16 protein-coding genes and 1 pseudogene are annotated in these 15,752 nt (G+C 64.3%); 6 read left to right on the plus strand and 11 right to left on the minus strand.

The window, feature by feature from the left end:
* Positions 1-207: 207 nt before the first annotated feature.
* Positions 208-711, minus strand: coding sequence for a DUF4262 domain-containing protein (locus XI02_RS26380; protein WP_018272092.1), 504 nt, complete (start codon positions 709-711; stop codon positions 208-210).
* Positions 712-714: 3 nt separating this feature from the next.
* On the minus strand, positions 715-4,209 hold the full coding sequence (locus XI02_RS26385) for an indolepyruvate ferredoxin oxidoreductase family protein (RefSeq protein ID WP_018272093.1): 3,495 nt from the start codon (positions 4,207-4,209) through the stop codon (positions 715-717).
* Positions 4,210-4,443: 234 nt separating this feature from the next.
* On the opposite strand from XI02_RS26385, the gene XI02_RS26390 reads away from it, so the two are divergent.
* Positions 4,444-5,670: a cytochrome c gene (locus XI02_RS26390; protein WP_018272094.1), complete on the plus strand. Its 1,227-nt coding sequence runs from the start codon at positions 4,444-4,446 to the stop codon at positions 5,668-5,670.
* Between the two features lie 4 nt (positions 5,671-5,674).
* On the opposite strand, the gene XI02_RS26395 is transcribed toward XI02_RS26390, so the two are convergent.
* Positions 5,675-6,316, minus strand: a complete 642-nt coding sequence (locus XI02_RS26395) for a trimeric intracellular cation channel family protein (protein WP_018272095.1) — start codon at positions 6,314-6,316, stop codon at positions 5,675-5,677.
* Positions 6,317-6,460: 144 nt separating this feature from the next.
* Between XI02_RS26395 and XI02_RS26400 the strand changes: the two genes are divergently transcribed.
* Positions 6,461-6,901 carry a hypothetical protein gene (locus tag XI02_RS26400; protein ID WP_018272096.1) on the plus strand — a complete coding sequence of 147 codons (441 nt, stop codon included), beginning with the start codon at positions 6,461-6,463 and terminating at the stop codon, positions 6,899-6,901.
* Between the two features lie 64 nt (positions 6,902-6,965).
* Here the strand turns inward: XI02_RS26400 and XI02_RS26405 are convergent, their stop codons facing one another.
* Genes XI02_RS26405 through XI02_RS26415 form a run of 3 tightly spaced genes read right to left on the minus strand, consistent with a single transcriptional unit; the run spans position 6,966 to position 8,533 of the window.
* The gene (locus XI02_RS26405) at positions 6,966-7,784 is read right to left on the minus strand and encodes an oxaloacetate decarboxylase (RefSeq protein ID WP_018272097.1); all 819 of its coding nucleotides are present in this window, start codon (positions 7,782-7,784) and stop codon (positions 6,966-6,968) included.
* A 56-nt stretch (positions 7,785-7,840) separates the two neighbouring features.
* Positions 7,841-8,191: an antibiotic biosynthesis monooxygenase gene (locus XI02_RS26410; RefSeq protein WP_016839915.1), complete on the minus strand. Its 351-nt coding sequence runs from the start codon at positions 8,189-8,191 to the stop codon at positions 7,841-7,843.
* A gap of 33 nt (positions 8,192-8,224) precedes the next feature.
* Positions 8,225-8,533: an NIPSNAP family protein gene (locus tag XI02_RS26415; protein WP_018272098.1), complete on the minus strand. Its 309-nt coding sequence runs from the start codon at positions 8,531-8,533 to the stop codon at positions 8,225-8,227.
* Positions 8,534-8,650: 117 nt separating this feature from the next.
* Between XI02_RS26415 and XI02_RS26420 the strand changes: the two genes are divergently transcribed.
* Positions 8,651-9,346: a helix-turn-helix transcriptional regulator gene (locus XI02_RS26420; protein WP_026192884.1), complete on the plus strand. Its 696-nt coding sequence runs from the start codon at positions 8,651-8,653 to the stop codon at positions 9,344-9,346.
* A 305-nt stretch (positions 9,347-9,651) separates the two neighbouring features.
* Entirely contained in the window at positions 9,652-9,915 is a 264-nt protein-coding gene (locus tag XI02_RS26425; RefSeq protein ID WP_016839912.1) for a GCG_CRPN prefix-to-repeats domain-containing protein, read from the plus strand.
* A gap of 58 nt (positions 9,916-9,973) precedes the next feature.
* Here the strand turns inward: XI02_RS26425 and XI02_RS26430 are convergent, their stop codons facing one another.
* Positions 9,974-10,270 (minus strand): twin-arginine translocation signal domain-containing protein, encoded by a 297-nt coding sequence (locus tag XI02_RS26430; RefSeq protein ID WP_018272100.1) that lies wholly within the window; start codon positions 10,268-10,270, stop codon positions 9,974-9,976.
* 341 nt (positions 10,271-10,611) lie between these two features.
* Here XI02_RS26430 and XI02_RS26435 point away from each other — a divergent pair.
* Positions 10,612-11,858, plus strand: a pseudogene (locus tag XI02_RS26435) (glycerophosphodiester phosphodiesterase family protein).
* 149 nt (positions 11,859-12,007) lie between these two features.
* Positions 12,008-12,358 (plus strand): cupin domain-containing protein, encoded by a 351-nt coding sequence (locus XI02_RS26440; protein ID WP_018272103.1) that lies wholly within the window; start codon positions 12,008-12,010, stop codon positions 12,356-12,358.
* Between the two features lie 550 nt (positions 12,359-12,908).
* Here the strand turns inward: XI02_RS26440 and XI02_RS26445 are convergent.
* The 4 genes from XI02_RS26445 to XI02_RS26460 all read right to left on the minus strand — a co-directional run bounded on the left by XI02_RS26445 (position 12,909) and on the right by XI02_RS26460 (position 15,619).
* On the minus strand, positions 12,909-13,256 hold the full coding sequence (locus XI02_RS26445; RefSeq protein WP_016840013.1) for a hypothetical protein: 348 nt from the start codon (positions 13,254-13,256) through the stop codon (positions 12,909-12,911).
* 68 nt (positions 13,257-13,324) lie between these two features.
* Complete coding sequence (locus XI02_RS26450) at positions 13,325-13,702, minus strand: hypothetical protein (protein WP_129965104.1); 378 nt, start codon at positions 13,700-13,702, stop codon at positions 13,325-13,327.
* 20 nt (positions 13,703-13,722) lie between these two features.
* Positions 13,723-13,932 (minus strand): hypothetical protein, encoded by a 210-nt coding sequence (locus tag XI02_RS26455; RefSeq protein WP_018272105.1) that lies wholly within the window; start codon positions 13,930-13,932, stop codon positions 13,723-13,725.
* Positions 13,933-14,086: 154 nt separating this feature from the next.
* On the minus strand, positions 14,087-15,619 hold the full coding sequence (locus tag XI02_RS26460; protein ID WP_028339274.1) for an acyl-CoA carboxylase subunit beta: 1,533 nt from the start codon (positions 15,617-15,619) through the stop codon (positions 14,087-14,089).
* Positions 15,620-15,752 lie beyond the last annotated feature (133 nt).

Consider the following 15,752-nt stretch of genomic DNA (forward strand, 5'->3'; position numbering starts at 1 on the left):
AAGTGCGGTGGTTATGGGTCCCGGCTTTCGCCGGGACGACACCGAATGTGTGACTACACTACTCCGCCGCCATCTGCCGCGGCGCCGGCGGCGGGTTGGCGAGGGCGGCGGCGAGTTGCGCGTAGCGAACTTTCGCGTCCTCTCGCAAAGGCGGTGCTGCTAGCGACCTCTTCTCAGGCTTGGTCCGCGCGGAAATCGCGAGGCACGCTATCGACCGCGTAGCCCGGACCAATTGCCAGCGGTCAAGTCTGGCTGCGCCGACCTAAACTCATCTGACGATCCCGGTGCCCACGGAAACGCTCCGCCTCGATCCGGGAATATGATCTGGTGGCATTCAAAGTTGTCGTTACCGTAAAACCATCTGCTCCACCCGAGATGGGATCGATAATGCTCGACAGCGACCGGGAGCAGCACCGCGAGAGCATTCTCGAATATCTCCTCCGTTGGCTCGCCAACGGGAAACCGTCGTCCAGCCTCGAATTGGCGCCAGATGTGCCAGAACGTATCCTGGGCGTTCTCCATCGACATTGAGAACAGGATCAATTCCGGAAGCTTGAATTTCAGCCAAAATCCAGTGGTGTACGAGAACCCCGGACCTGCGTCGTCCGATGCGACATGCGTACCGAACCAGCCATGTTTTCGGATCTGCCCGACGAAATTCTGCTCATGTTCGTCGAGCCGCTCCGGAGCTGCATCGAGCGCCGTGAACACCCGCTACTCCGCCGCCATCTGCCGCGGCGCGGGCGGCGGGTTGGCGAGGTCGGCGGCGAGTTGCGCGTAGCGAACCTTCGCCTCCTTGATCGCCTTCTCCTTCACCGGACCGTAGCCGCGGATCCGATCGGGCAGCGCCAGCAATTCGACCGCGATGTCGTGGTTGAGCGGCGACAGCAGATTCAGCACCGTCGCGACATCCTTCTCATAGCCCGCGATCAGATCGCGCTCCAGCCTGCGGTCGGCGTTGTAGCCGAAGATGTCGAGCGGCGTGCCGCGCAGGAAGCGGAATCGCGCCATCACCTTGAACACCGACATCATCCACGACCCGAAGGCGCGCTTCTTCGGACGGCCCTGCGCGTCGAGCCCGCCGCCGAGGATCGGCGGCGCGAGATTGAAGTTGAACTTGAACTCACCTTCGAACTGGTCATGCAACTGCTTCTCGAAGCGGCCGTCGGTGAACAGCCGCGCCACCTCGTACTCGTCTTTGTAGGCGAGCAGCTTTGCGTAGTTGATCGCGACCGCGCGCGGCAACGCCTCGCCATAGCCGCCCTTGGTGGCGGCGTCGCGAACCTGGTCGACGAGCTTGCGGTAGCGCTTTGCCAAACGCGCGCTCTGATAGTCAGTCAGAAGCGCCATGCGGTGGGTGATGATCTCCTCGAGCGACATCGCATCCAGCGCCTTGACCGGGGCTGCGTCGTCATCCTGCCCCTTCATCATCGCGGCGAGCCGCGCCGGATCGGCCGCGGCCAGCCGCCCGAGCTGGAACGCCTGGGTGTTCATCTTGATCGAGACCCCGTTGACCTCGATCGCCTGCTGGATCGCTTCCGCCGACAGCGGCAGCAGCCCGCGCTGATAGGCAAAGCCCATCATCATGATGTTGGTGGCGATGGAGTCGCCGAGCAGCGCTTCGGCCGGCTTGGTGAAGTCGAAGAAGGCGGAGTCCTTGCGCAGCTCGGTCTCCAGCACGCTGTTGACCTTGCGGCTCTGGAAGTTGAAGTCGCGGTTCAGGATGAAGTCCGCGGTCGGGATCACGTGGCTGTTGATGATACCGACGGTGCGGCTCGCATCGCACAGCGTGATGGTGTCCTTCGACGCCGCCACGACCTCGTCGGCCGCGAGCACCAGATCGGCCGTTCCGGTCACGATGCGCGAGCAAGTCACGTCGGCGGTGTGCTCGGAGAGCCGGACGTGGCTCAGCACCGCGCCGCCCTTTTGCGCGAGACCGGACATGTCGAGGATCATCGAGGCCTTGCCCTCGATATGGGCGGCCATGCCGAGCAGCGCGCCGATCGTCAGCACGCCGGTGCCGCCGACGCCGCCGACCGCGATGTTGTAGGGCCGGTCGAGCGCGGGCTTGGAGGCCGGCTCCGGCAGATTATCGATGCTGCCGAGCTCAGGCGGCGCGCGCCGCCTGAGCTTGCCGCCGTCGACCGTGACGAAGGACGGGCAAAAACCCTTCACGCAGGAATAGTCCTTGTTGCAGGTCGACTGGTTGATGGCGCGCTTGCGCCCGAGCTCCGTCTCCAGCGGCTCGACAGAGATGCAGTTCGACTGCACCGAGCAGTCGCCGCAACCTTCGCAGACCGCGGGATTGATCAGCACGCGGCGCTGCGGATCCTCCATCAGGCCGCGCTTGCGGCGGCGGCGCTTTTCGGCGGCGCAGGTCTGCACGAACACGATCGCCGAGGTGCCCTTAGTGTCGCGGCACATCTTCTGGACGTTCTCGAGCTCGTCGCGATGGAACAGCTTGACGCCGGGCGCGATGGTATCGGCCGGATAGGCACCGGGATTCTCCGAGACCAGGTAGATTTCTCGAATGCCTTCGGCGTGGAGCTGGAAGGTGATCTGCTGCGGCGAGAGATCGCCGTCGTGGCGCTGGCCGCCGGTCATCGCGACCGCGTCGTTGTAGAGGATCTTGTAGGTGATGTTGGCTTTGGAGGCGATCGACTGGCGGATTGCGAGAATGCCGGAGTGGAAATAGGTGCCGTCGCCGAGATTGGCGAAGATGTGGTTCTCGTTGGTGAACGGCGCGATACCGACCCACGGCACGCCCTCGCCGCCCATGTGGGTGAAGGTCTCGGTCGAGCGGTTCATCCACAGCGCCATGAAGTGGCAGCCGATGCCTGCCAGCGCGCGGCTGCCTTCCGGCACCTTGGTCGAGGTATTGTGCGGGCAGCCCGAGCAGAAATACGGCGTACGGCTGACGGGCGCGGTCGCCTGCATCTGCGTCGACTGACGGCCGTTGAACCAGTCCGCCTTGGCGCGCAGCATCTCGGCGATTTCAGGATTGAGATTAAGTCGAAGCAGCCGTTCGGTGAGCGAGCTCGCAAGCGAGGCCACGCTGAGCTCGGCGGCGAAGGTCAGGAAGCGCTTGTCGTGATCGTCCATCTTGCCGACGATGCGCGGGCGCACGTCGTCGCGCCAGTTGAACAGCTCCTGCTTGACCTGGTTCTCGACGATCTCGCGGCGTTCCTCGACGATGAATATCTCCTCGAGGCCGACGGCGAAGTTGCGCACGCCTTCCGGCTCCAGCGGCCAGGGCATGCCGATCTTGTAGAGGCGGATGCCGATCTTGGCGGCGATCTCGGGCGTGATGCCGAGCTCGCGCAGCGCCTGGCGGATGTCCTCGTAGCTCTTGCCCGAGGCCATGATGCCGTAGCGCGCGTTCGGCGAATCCATGGTGATGCGGTTGACCTTGTTGGCGCGGGCGAAGGCGATCGCTGCAAAGCCCTTGTAGTCCTGCAGCCTTCGGTCCTGCTCGAAGCGGTCGTCGGGCCAGCGGATGTTGAGGCCGCCCGGCGGCAGTTCGAAATCGGTCGGGATGATGAACGGCGTCATCTCGTCGGTGAGGTCGATCTCGGCCGTGGTCTCGACGGTCTCGGTAATCACCTTCATGCCGACCCAGCAGCCCGAGTAGCGCGACATCGCGATGCCGAGCAGGCCCATCTCGATCATTTCGTGGATGCTGGAGGGGTAGAGGTAGGGCATCAGCGCGGAAATGAAGGCGTGGTCGGACTGATGCGGGACGGTGGAAGATTTCGCGCCATGGTCGTCGCCGGCAAGGCAGAGCACGCCGCCATGCTTGGCGGAGCCGGCCGCATTGCCGTGGCGGAACACGTCGCCGCAGCGGTCGACGCCGGGGCCCTTGCCGTACCAGATGCCGACCGCGCCATCATATTTGGCGCCCGGCGACAGGGCGAGCTGCTGCGAGCCCCAGATCGCGGTGGCCGCGAGGTCCTCGTTCACGCCGGGCTGGAATTTGATGTTGTACTGCTCGAGATGCTTGCGGGCGGCGAACAGCTGCTGGTCGTAGCCGCCGAGGGGGGAACCGCGATAGCCGGAGATGAAGCCTGCTGTGTTGAGACCCGCGGCGCGGTCGCGCCTGATCTGCGCCATGGGCAGGCGGACCAGCGCCTGGATGCCGGTCATGAAGACGTGGCCGGTGCCCTGGGTGTACTTCTGGTCGAGGCTGATAGGCCCTTGGTTGATTCCCATTTAGCCCTCTTTTCGCTGGTCGCGACGACTGCTTTTTAGCTAGTCATCCGAGCTTGTTAGAACCAGTCTATGTCGGATTTTCCGGCTCGCGCAGCACAATTCTGGGCGACCAGGCCCGTCGCTCAAAAATCGCAATTTCGTGCCGGGAATATTGCAGGGCCGTTTCGGTTTCTGTCGCAGGACCGGCCCGCGGCGAAATGGCGTGACGCGTCTTGTGGACCGAAAGGTGATTGGATGCGGCGACGATTTCGAACCACGGGTGCGATTCTGGTCGCAGCGCTGCTGTGCGGTGCGCTCGCGACCCGCGAATGTGCCGCCGTGCCGACCGACGACGTCGTCGCCCGCGGCAAGGCGCTCACGATCGCCGGCGACTGCGCCAGCTGCCACACGGCCGACCCGGCAAAGCCCTTCGCCGGAGGCAAGCGGATCGACACGCCGTTCGGTGCGGTGTTCTCGCCGAACCTCACCCCCGACCGCGATACCGGCATCGGCGGCTGGAGCGACGACGATTTCCGGCGCGCACTGCGGATCGGCGCTTCGCCGAGCGGCGCGCATTATTATCCCGCCTTCCCCTACCCGTATTTCACGAAGCTGATCCGCGACGACATCCTGGCGATCCGCGCCTATCTCGCAACGCTGGCGCCGGTCAGCAACAAGGCGCCGCCGCCGGAGTTGCGCTGGCCGTTGAACTACCGCGTGCTGATGCGGGCCTGGAACGCACTGTTCCTTACGCCGGGCATCATCCAGCCGGACCAGAACAAGGGGGCGGAATGGAATCGCGGACGCTATCTCGTCGAGGCCCTCGCCCATTGCGGCGCCTGCCACACGCCCAAGAACGCCTTCGGCGCCGACAGGCGCGACCAGGCGCTCGGCGGCAGCATGGTGCAAGGCATGTTCGCGCCCAGGCTCGATGGCGCCGCGCGCAGCGGGCTGAAATCATGGAGCGTGGCTGACATCGCCGAATATCTGCAGAGCGGCCGCAACGGGCACAGCCATGCCGGCCCCCTGATGTCCGAGGTGGTGCTCAATTCGACCTCGAAGATGAGCGACGCCGATGTGCGCGCGATCGCGGCCTATCTGAAGAGCCTGCCCGCCGGCGCGCCGGAGCCGGAGGTCACCCCGCCCTCGCCGGCGCAGATGAGCAATGGCGAGCGTATCTATCGCGGCGCCTGCATCGCCTGCCATGAGCTCGACGGCACAGGCAGCCCGCGGATCTATCCGCCGCTGCCCGGCAACGCCAATCTGCAATCGGCCAATCCGGCGAGCACGCTGCGCGTCATCCTCGACGGCGCGCAGACCGTGACCACGCCGCGCGCGCCGAACGCAGGCTCGATGCCGGCGTATCCGAAGCTGACCGACCAGGAGGTCGCGGACGTTGCGACCTACATCCGCAATGCCTGGGGCAACGCGGCGCCGGCCGTCACCGCGGACGAGGTCGCGAAGGCGCGGACCGCGAAATAGCCGTTCAACGCTCCTCGCCGCTGAACACGAATTTCGGCATTTCCCATCGGTAGCGGATCGCAAGCATGCGGAACGTCAGCCCGAGCGCGAAGGTCAGCGCGGTCCAGAGCTGGGCGTTCACCTGCAGCCCGGAGCCGGCCACATAGAACAGTCCGGTCACCACGGAGACGCTGGCGTAGAGCTCGCTGCGAAACAACAGCGGCACCTCGTTGCAGAGAATGTCGCGCAGCACGCCGCCGGCACAGCCGGAGATCATGCCGGCGACGATCACGATCGGCAGCGGGACGTCGACTTGCGAGGCCACGTCACAGCCGGCCATGGTGAACACCACAAGTCCGATCGCATCGAGCACCAGGAATGCGAGGTTGAGCCGGTGCACCAGCCGCGCCAGCAGGATGGTGGCGAAGGCGCCGGCGGCTGCGACCGCAAGGTAGATCGGGTGCGCGACCCAGAGCAGCGGATAATGCCCGAGCAGCACGTCGCGGATGGTGCCGCCGCCGAGCGCGGTGATCGCGCCGAGCATGCAGACGCCGGCCCAATCCATGCTGCGCCTGCCGGCCGCCAGCGCCGCCGTCATCGACTGCGCCGCAACCGCAATGAACGAGAGCACTTGCAGCACCGAATCGGTGGGCGGCATGGTCCACATTGAAAAGGCCTCATGAAACAGGTTGGAACCCAAGGAATCGACGGTTCCGGCATGAACAGGTTGCAACATTGGCGCGGAACATCCTCGCGCGCCAGCCATTGTCCCATGCGTTTAGCTTTGAGGTGCTAACGGAGGAACTTTGCAATGGCCTATCAACCTGACGATCCGTATCGCGCCAACCTGACCGAGGACGAAATGCGCCGTCAGGCGCGCTTCAACAGCCTGGACAACGAGCTGCAGCCGGATCCGGAACTCCAGGAGGGACCGGCCAGCACCACCAAGATCGCGATGTTTGCAGTTGCGGTGGCCGTGGTGCTCGGCGCGCTGTTCTACGGCTTGAACAATACATCGGTGCATGAGGCGGGCACGACGCCATCGACGCAGACCGCGCAGCAGCAGCCGGCCAATCCGGCCGCGCCGCCTCCGGGCATGCGCGATGTGACGCCGAAGCCGAACAGCCAGCCCGGCACGACCACGGGCGCGGCACCGGCGCAGCCCGCGTCTCCGTCGGCCAACAAGCCGACCGGACAGGAAATCGACCGCTCGGCGGCGCCGTCCGACTCGACCGGCGACAAGAACAAGTAATCCGCTTCCGTCCCCGGAGTGGTGAAGCAGCGGGCCCAAGCGGCCCGCTGCTTTTTTGTGAAGTCTACTTGAACATCTTGTTGAGCTCGCCGCCGGGATAGCCGTTGGCGAATTCGGTGAAGGTGCCCTTCTCGGCCATCTCCTTGGCCGCCTTCATCACGCCGGTCCAGGCCATCCGCGCCAGCGCTCCGCCGACGCTGATCCGCCGCACGCCGAGATCGGCAACCGATTGCAGCGTCAGCTCCGACGCGCCGCCGATCAGCAGATTGACCGGCTTTGGCGCGACCGCCTTCACGACCGCGGAAATCTCCTCCTTGGTCGCGATGCCCGGCGAATAAAGGACGTCCGCTCCTGCTTCCGAATAGGCCTGCAGCCGTTCGATCACCAGATTGAGGTCCTTCCTCCCCCACAGGAATGCCTCGCAGCGGCCGGTGAGCAACACGCCGCTGTTGTCGGCATCGATGGCCTTGCGCGCCGCCTTGATGCGCTCGACCGCGAGCTTGTGCTCGAACAGCGGGTTGGCGGCGTCTCCGGTGGAATCCTCGATCGAGAGCCCGGCGACGCCGGTCTTGACGCCGCGCGCGACATTGGCGGCGACCTTGTCGGGCTCGACCGCGAAGCCGCCCTCGAAATCCGCATTGACGGGAATATCGACCGCCGCGCACAGCGCGGTCAGGTGGCCGCAGACGTCATCGACGGTGACGCGGTTGTCGGCTTTGGCGATGGTCCAGGCAAAGCCCGCGCTGGTCGACGCCAGCGCCTTGAAGCCGAGATGTTGCAAGGCGCGGGCGCTGCCGACATCGAACGGGTTCGGAATGATGAAGCAGCCGCTCTCATGCAGCTTCTTGAAGGCGGCGCGTTTGTCAGCAGTTGGCAGTGGCATTGGTCGCTCCCTGGAGTCATTGGCCGCGCAGAGATAGGCACCCACGCATCCGCCCGCTAGTGCGGCTCATGCACCGCGCGGCTGTCCTTCGGCGCCTGATCGCGTTCGTTCAGGCCGTAATCACGGATCACGCTCGCCACCCGCAGCCGGTAGTTCTCGAAGATCCGCGCGCGGCCCTTGGCCTGGGTGCGGCGATGCTCGATCGTGTTGCGCCAGGCTTCCACCGCAGCCTCGTCGCGAAAGAATGACAGCGACACGAACTTGCCCTTCTCGGTGATGCTCTCGAACCGCTCGACCGAGATGAAGCCGTCGATCTCCTGCAGGATCGGCTTTAGCTCGGCCGCGAGGTCGAAATAGAGATCCCGATGCTCAGGCTTCGGCCAGACTTCGAAGATCACGGCGATCATGGGCACCTCCCGTACATTGCTTTCGTGGTCCCACTATAACTCGACCTTGCGGAGAAATGTCCGTTCCTCGGCGAGGATGAAGCGGTTTTCTTCCGCGAAGTTGAAGTTGGCCACGCCCTCCTTGTCCTGGCGCAGCCGCGCGCGATAGGCTTCATAGGCGGCAAGGCTTTCGAATGAGATCAGCGCGAAGGCGACATTGTTGGTTCCCTCATGCGGCATCCAGTAGCCGATGAGATCGCCGCCGCAGCGCGGGATGATCGAGAGCCAGTTCCGCGAATACTCCTCGAACATCGCGCGCTTGAACGGATCGAGCTGGTAGCGGATGAATACGGTGACGGTCATTGATGGCCTCCGGTCATGTTTCCGTCGTTGCGAGCGTCAGCAGAGCAATCCTCGCAATGACGGCACGGTGAACAATAGCGGGTTGTCCGACCTCGATGCTTCGGCTATCATCGAACTATGAAAGCAGGACCCGACATTTCCCGGATCGCCGCTTTGGTCGGCGATCCCGCACGCTGCAACATGCTGACCGCACTGATGACCGGCCGCGCGCTGACCGCGAGCGAGCTGGCGCAGGAGGCCGGCATCACGCCGCAGACGGCGAGCTCGCATCTTTCCAAGCTCGAGGCCGGCGGGCTGATCGAGCCCGAGAAGCAGGGCCGCCACCGCTACTACCGCCTCTCCGACCCCGACGTCGCCGACGTGCTGGAAGGCCTGCAGGGCATTGCCGCCCGCGCCGGCCATATGCGGGTGCGCACCGGGCCGAAGGATCCGGCGCTGCGCCGCGCCCGCATCTGCTACGACCACCTCGCCGGCGATCTCGGCGTGCAGATGCTCGACAGCATGAAACGGCAGAAGCTGGTCCGCCAGAGCAAGCAGGCGATCGAGCTCACCGGCGAAGGCAAGCGCTTCATGGCCGAGGAGCTGCAGATCGACGCCGATGCGCTGACGCATCCGCGCCGTCCGGTGTGCAAGGCCTGCCTCGACTGGAGCGAGCGGCGGCATCATCTCGCCGGCACGCTGGGCGCTGCCATGATGGACCGCTTCACGGAACTGAAATGGGCCGCGCGCGATGCTGCGCCGGGCAGCCGCGTGGTCAATTTTTCGCGCAACGGCGAGAAGCGATTCGCCGCGCTGTTCGGCCCCGACCAATAGCGGCGCGCCTTCGGGCAAGCGTCGATGAACCGCCGGTCTCGCTTGCCTCGCCTTCCGATGTATTTTCGTACGCTCGCCATTAGCGCGCGGCTGCCCGCGTCCGCGAAATATTTCGAAGTGATGCTGAGCCGGCTTGCGGCGTGCTGACGCAGCTGTGAGCTGCAACATTCATGTCGCATTCAGGCCGCAACATTATGGTCGGCGACATCGGGCACGCCTTCTGCAATGATCCGGCCGGGCGAATCGGTAGACGAAAGCTTGTTGCGGTGCCGCAGCGCGGCCCAAAAAATAAAAAAGGAGAAGACATGAAGTATCTTTTTGCTGCAGCAGTTCTGCTGACGACCGCATTCGCCGGCATCAGCGCCGCTGATGCCGCCGGTGGCTGCGGCCCCGGCTGGCACCGTGGCCCCTATGGCGGCTGCGTCAGGAATCGCGGCGTCGTCGTCGCACCGGGCGCCGTTGTCGTGCGCCCGCCGGTCGTGGTCGAGCGCCCCGTCGTGGTGGCGCCGCGTGTCCGCGCCTGCCCCTACGGCTTTGCCTGGCGCTACGGCCGTTGCCGCCCGATCTGATCGCGGCAGATTCCGAACTAACAAAACCCCGCCTGGCGCGGGGTTTTTCTTTTCGAGATCACCAGCGGCGCCAGTGATGACGGCGCCAATGGTGGCGGCGCCAGCCCCAATGCCTGCGGTGCCAGTGCCGGTGACGCCAACCCCAGCGGCGATGATGCCAGCGTACTTGCTCGGGCTTCATGCGGCCGACCTCCTCGCCCGTGGTGACGGCGGGATGCGCATCGCCAGCCGCCGGTGCGCGTGCATCCTGGTTGAGGGGAAGCGGCGCGAGCGGCGCCGCCTCCGCCGTCGCTGCGAAGGTGACGGCTCCGGCGGCGACACCGAAGGCCATCTTCAGAAAATCCCGGCGTTCCATGAGCGTTCCCTTTGTTGCTGAGTTGGACCAACTGCAGCGGCGAGTTTTTGCCTCGCGAGCTGAACGCTCGCTGAACCGCGCGTTCACGTTTCATGGAACTCGAGGGTTGTCGACGTCGCGACGTCACGCAACCATCATGCCGCCGTCGCCTCCTCCGCCAGCACCAGGAGATCGCGCGTGCGCGTCACCTCCGGCCAGTCACGGTTGAAGTCGGCGACCAGCCGCTTCATGTCCTCGCTATTCACCGCGCGCTCCCTCCATGGTTTCATTTCGCGCAGGCGGCCGGCATATGCTCCGTGATATGTCGGCCTGCTGACAATGCCTGATCAGGGGGATCACCCATGCTTGCCCGCCACCGCACCGCCCTGCTCTCGTTCCTGCTCGCCCTCGGCGCCGCGCTGCCCGTCGCCGCTGGGGAGATCGCGCTGCCGCGCGAGGCGCAGCTCGGGCCGCGCCCGTTCTATCTGGTCGACAAGATGAAGGACGGGCCCCTGAAGCAGCAGCTCAGCCAATGCACCGGGCCGTTCCACAAGACCGATTTTTCGATCGGCCATCGCGGCGCCGCGCTGGAATTCCCCGAGCATAGCCGCGAATCCTATCTCGCCGCCGCGCGGATGGGCGCCGGCGTGATCGAATGCGATGTCACCTTCACGCGGGATCGCCAGCTGGTGTGCCGGCATTCGCAATGCGACCTGCACACCACGACCAACATCCTGACGGTGCCGGATCTCGCCGCAAAATGCACGCAACCCTTCAGCCCTGCCGATCCCGCCACCGGCAGGAAGGCCTCGGCGAAATGCTGCACCAGCGACATCACGCTCGCCGAATTCAAGCGGCTCACCGCGAAAATGGACGGCTTCAATCCGGATGCGAAGACGCCGGCGGAGTTCCAGAACGGCACGCCGCGCTGGCGCACCGAGCTCTACGCCAATTCCGGCACGCTGATGAGCCATGACGAGAGCATCGCCTTGATCAGGAGTCTCGGCGCAAAATTCACGCCCGAACTGAAGGCGCCGGAAGTGGCGATGCCGTTCGACGGCGACTACACCCAGGAGACATATGCGACCCAGATGCTCGCAGCCTACAAGGCCGCCGGCATTCCGCCGAGCGACGTGTTCCCGCAGAGCTTCAGCCTCAAGGACATTCTGTATTGGGTGAAGACCGAACCCGACTTCGCGAGCCGGCGCTCTATCTCGAGGACCGCTACGAGAAAGCAGGCCTCGATCCGAACCGGCCGGAGACCTGGAAGCCGTCGATGCAGGAATTGAAGGCCTCCGGCGTCGCGATCCTGGGGCCGCCGATCTTCGCGATGCTGGCGCTGAACGAAAAGGGCGAGATCGTCCCGTCGGCTTACGCCAGGGCGGCGAAGGCGGCCGGCCTCGATCTGATCGGCTGGTCGCTGGAGCGCGACGGCCCGCTGAACAAGGGTGGTGCGTTCTACCACAAGTCGGTGAAGGCGGCGATCGACCGCGACGGCGACACGCTGACCGTGCTCGACGTGCTGGCAAAACAGGTCGGCGTCCGCGCGATGTTCTCCGACTGGCCGGCGACGACCACATTCTATGCGAACTGCATGGGGATGAAGTGAGGTCTTGCTGGGCGGGTTACGGCCGCGCCTGAGGCGCCCTACGCACCGTGCGCGCCCGCCATGACCATTCCGGCCGTTCCGCGCGCGGCAGAACAGGACTAGCATCATCGCCTTCCCGCCCGACGGGACAACACCACAGGGAGGCCGCCATGAAACCAGGACAACCGGTCAAGGACGCCAGCCATCTCTACGAAGTCGAGCGCCGCGCCCAGCACGCCGCCCGTCCCGGCTTTCGCATCATGGAGCTGCAACTCTCGCCGACCCAGAAGGTGCCGTGGCACACCCACAGCAACATCTCGGACACCTTCTACGTGCTGGAGGGCCAGATGCGGCTGTTCCTGCAGGAGCCCAAGGAGGAGGTGAACCTGAAGGTCGGCGAAGTCTACGCCGTCCGTCCGACCCGCCCTCACCTCGTCACCAACGCCGGCACGACGTCGCTGACGTTCCTGATCCTGCAAGGCGTCGGCGAATACGACTACGTGCCGCTGGCGTCGAAGTAACTCCCTCCGCTGTCGTCCCGTCGAAAGCCGGGACCCATACACCGCAGCAGATGGTGTTGAAGGGACTCGTCGTTGCAATAGTGCATAACAGTTTGCTTCGGTGGTTATGGGTCCTGGCTTTCGCACGGACAACAGTGAGTCTGTTGCACCGCGGCTGCAAATATTGTCGTCGTCCTGGCGAAAGCCAGAACCCATAACCACAGGATTGGGTTGGTGAGAAAAGCTGTGGCCCCAGCGTCGCGCAACAATTGAGATTTGGGGTAATGGGTCCTGGCTTTCGCCAGGACGACACTGAATTTGTGGCACCGCTTGTGGGTCACACATCCACATTCTCGCGACATGATTTGTCCGAGTCTTGCTCTTCGTTCCGCCCTCACCTGAACAGAGGGCGCAGAGAAAGCCGGTGCCGATCGCACCCATGGCCCCGTGCAATGGGTAGCGTGTAGCTCGCATGAGCGAAGCGATATGCGGGACGATGCGCGCCGCACGATGGATTAGTCCCGGATATCGCTGCGCTCATCCGGGCTACGCCGAGATTCGAGCCCTTATCTCACATCAGCTTCAGAGGCGCATCGTGAACCAGCCGCAGGTCGATGTTGCCGATCAGGCGCGCGCGGCGCGCCTCGGCGGTGCTGATCGCAGCCTCGGTCTGCCGCAGCGTGCTGACATTCGAGCCAAGCGACACGATGCCGCCGAGCACCAGTGCGATCGATCCGAGTGCCGCAGTCTGACCGGCGCCTAACAGCCCAAGCAGCGCGACGGCCAGCAACGCAAACCCGCCTGCGATCGCGACCTTCGACCCGAGAATGATCCGCCGGGAGCGCTCGGCGCTCTCGGCAAGCTCCTCGATCTGCGCCTCGATCTCGGAAATCTCGTCGGTCGGATCGTCTTCGGTCATCGGGTTCGGACCTGTCGGGCGGGTCGGGCAGAAGCCGTAACCTGCCGCGCTCCCCGCCACAAGATGGTTTACGTTTTGTCCGTCCGCCTTGCGTGTTGTTCCGCAAGCTCAAGCGCCAGTTTGAGTCGACGGCGTCCTATTTTTGTAAGGTGCGTTCGAGTGTTCAGGTACTCGTCAACACCGAATATCTTGAACACAACCTCTTCGCTACGCGCATCGCGTGGCAACTCGATATGGACGACCAGCTTGCCATCGACGAGGACGTCAAACAGGTCCTCAGCCTGTTCAGAGATATGCCGAACTATGTAGATGTTTTGAGTGATGGATTGCAGTCTACGCCGCAAACTCATCAAGAGCCTTTGTGACGCGGGCTCCAGCAGTAAATGTTCGCGCCCCGTCTCTAACTCAGCAATCGTCAGCTTGTCGGATAACGAAAGCCGGGCCACGATCACACTCCAGTGTCGTCCTACACGCTACCGTTCACTTTATTCATCACGGCGAGCCAGTCTGAGAATTCAAATGACCACGGCATCCGTGAAGGGCTCGCATGCAGATCGATGAATCGCTTGCCGTCAGCACCCCGGCGCACTTCCGCAACCAACTGCTCATTCCACCAGACTTCAGTCACCAACTCATCACGATCGGAAGCGCTGGCAACTTGCAGGACGAAGCTCATGGTCTTGGTCCAAAGGTCAGGTGGGTTGTAGGGCGGGTTAGGCGACTGCGTCCGCCGTAGCTCAACGAACGAAGGCGGAAGCCGTAACCGCCGCGGATCATGAGAGAAGATGGTGGGTTGCGCTTGCGCCACGCCAACCCACCCCACGCTCTCCTCACAACGGCAGATTGTCGTGCTTCTTCGCGGGGATCTCGACCTTCTTGTCCTTCAGCATCGCCAGCGCTCGCGCGATCCGCCGCCTTGTCGAATGCGGCATGATGACGTCGTCGATGTAGCCGCGTTCGGCGGCGATGAAGGGGGAGAGGAAGCGGTCTTCGTATTCCTTGGTGCGCGCGGCGATCTTGTCGGGGTCGCCGATGTCGGAGCGGAAGATGATTTCCACCGCGCCCTTGGCGCCCATGACAGCGATCTGCGCGGTCGGCCAGGCGTAGTTCATGTCGGCGCCGATTTCCTTTGAGGCCATGACGTCGAAGGCGCCGCCATAGGCCTTGCGGGTGATGATGGTGACGAGCGGCACCGTGCACTGCGAATAGGCGAACAAGAGCTTGGCGCCGTGCTTGATCAGGCCGCCATATTCCTGCGCGGTGCCCGGCAGGAAGCCCGGCACGTCGACGAAGGTGACGATCGGGATGTTGAAGGCATCGCAGAAGCGGACAAAGCGCGCGGCCTTGCGCGAGGCATCCGAGTCGAGCACACCGGCCAGCACCATCGGCTGGTTGGCGACGAAGCCCACGGTGCGGCCGGCGATGCGGCCGAAGCCGGTGACGATGTTCCTGGCGAAAGTCTCCGAGATCTCGAAGAAGTCGCCCTCGTCGACGACCTTCAGGATCAGCTCCTTCATGTCGTAGGGCTTGTTCGGATTGTCGGGGATCAGCGTGTCGAGGGACATATCGACCCGGCCGATATCGTCGAAGCTCGGCCATTCCGGCACGCCGTCGGTGTTGTTCGACGGCAGGAAGTCGATCAGCCGGCGCATCTGCAACAGCGCATCAACGTCGTTCTCGAAGGCGCCGTCGGCGATCGAGGAGCGCGTCGCATGCACGGAGGCGCCGCCGAGCTCCTCGGCGGTGACCACCTCGTTGGTGACGGTCTTCACCACGTCGGGGCCGGTGACGAACATGTAAGAGGTGTTCTTCACCATGAAGATGAAGTCGGTCATCGCCGGCGAATAGACGTCGCCGCCGGCGCAGGGGCCCATGATCACCGAGATCTGCGGGATCACTCCCGAAGCCTGCACGTTGCGGCGGAACACGTAGGAATAGCCCGCGAGCGCCGCGACGCCCTCCTGAATGCGCGCGCCGCCGGCGTCATAGAGGCCGATGATCGGCGCCCTCGCCTTCATCGCCATGTCCTGAAGTTTCGTGATCTTCAGCGCGTGGGTTTCGGAGAGCGAGCCGCCGAACACCGTGAAGTCCTTGGCGAAGACAAACGTCTTGCGGCCGTTGACCGTGCCCCAGCCGGTGACGACGCCGTCGCCGGGGATCCTGGTCTTCTCCATGCCGAACTCGATCGAGCGGTGCTCGACGAACATGTCGAATTCCTCGAACGAGCCCTTGTCCAGCAGGAGCTCGATCCGCTCGCGCGCGGTCAGCTTGCCGCGGGCGTGCTGCGCCTCGATGCGCTTTTCGCCGCCGCCCAGCTTGGCGCCGGCGCGCCGCTCTTCGAGGGTATCGAGGATATCTTTCATTTGTTTCCGCCCGTGTTAGCTACAGTCCGCGTCCCGGCACGAGCCGGTCCGCTTCGTTCGGAAATGGCTTTAGCACGGCCGTTTCGGAACCGGAAAGCCGCTTGTGAGCGGGTTCGGGCGCAAAAACGGTAGG

It is taken from the genome of Bradyrhizobium sp. CCBAU 21365 (assembly GCF_015291305.1).
Taxonomy (GTDB): Bacteria; Pseudomonadota; Alphaproteobacteria; order Rhizobiales; family Xanthobacteraceae; genus Bradyrhizobium; species Bradyrhizobium elkanii.

What these genes read in the sequence shown, in the direction of transcription:
- XI02_RS26385 (WP_018272093.1), bottom strand. Translation starts at nt 4,209, where the DNA reads ATGGGAATCAACCAAGGGCCTATCAGCCTCGACCAGAAGTACACCCAG.
- XI02_RS26390 (WP_018272094.1), top strand. Translation starts at nt 4,444, where the DNA reads ATGCGGCGACGATTTCGAACCACGGGTGCGATTCTGGTCGCAGCGCTG.
- XI02_RS26395 (WP_018272095.1), bottom strand. Translation starts at nt 6,316, where the DNA reads ATGTGGACCATGCCGCCCACCGATTCGGTGCTGCAAGTGCTCTCGTTC.
- XI02_RS26400 (WP_018272096.1), top strand. Translation starts at nt 6,461, where the DNA reads ATGGCCTATCAACCTGACGATCCGTATCGCGCCAACCTGACCGAGGAC.
- XI02_RS26405 (WP_018272097.1), bottom strand. Translation starts at nt 7,784, where the DNA reads ATGCCACTGCCAACTGCTGACAAACGCGCCGCCTTCAAGAAGCTGCAT.
- XI02_RS26410 (WP_016839915.1), bottom strand. Translation starts at nt 8,191, where the DNA reads ATGATCGCCGTGATCTTCGAAGTCTGGCCGAAGCCTGAGCATCGGGAT.
- XI02_RS26415 (WP_018272098.1), bottom strand. Translation starts at nt 8,533, where the DNA reads ATGACCGTCACCGTATTCATCCGCTACCAGCTCGATCCGTTCAAGCGC.
- XI02_RS26420 (WP_026192884.1), top strand. Translation starts at nt 8,651, where the DNA reads ATGAAAGCAGGACCCGACATTTCCCGGATCGCCGCTTTGGTCGGCGAT.
- XI02_RS26425 (WP_016839912.1), top strand. Translation starts at nt 9,652, where the DNA reads ATGAAGTATCTTTTTGCTGCAGCAGTTCTGCTGACGACCGCATTCGCC.
- XI02_RS26430 (WP_018272100.1), bottom strand. Translation starts at nt 10,270, where the DNA reads ATGGAACGCCGGGATTTTCTGAAGATGGCCTTCGGTGTCGCCGCCGGA.
- XI02_RS26440 (WP_018272103.1), top strand. Translation starts at nt 12,008, where the DNA reads ATGAAACCAGGACAACCGGTCAAGGACGCCAGCCATCTCTACGAAGTC.
- XI02_RS26445 (WP_016840013.1), bottom strand. Translation starts at nt 13,256, where the DNA reads ATGACCGAAGACGATCCGACCGACGAGATTTCCGAGATCGAGGCGCAG.
- XI02_RS26455 (WP_018272105.1), bottom strand. Translation starts at nt 13,932, where the DNA reads ATGAGCTTCGTCCTGCAAGTTGCCAGCGCTTCCGATCGTGATGAGTTG.
- XI02_RS26460 (WP_028339274.1), bottom strand. Translation starts at nt 15,619, where the DNA reads ATGAAAGATATCCTCGATACCCTCGAAGAGCGGCGCGCCGGCGCCAAG.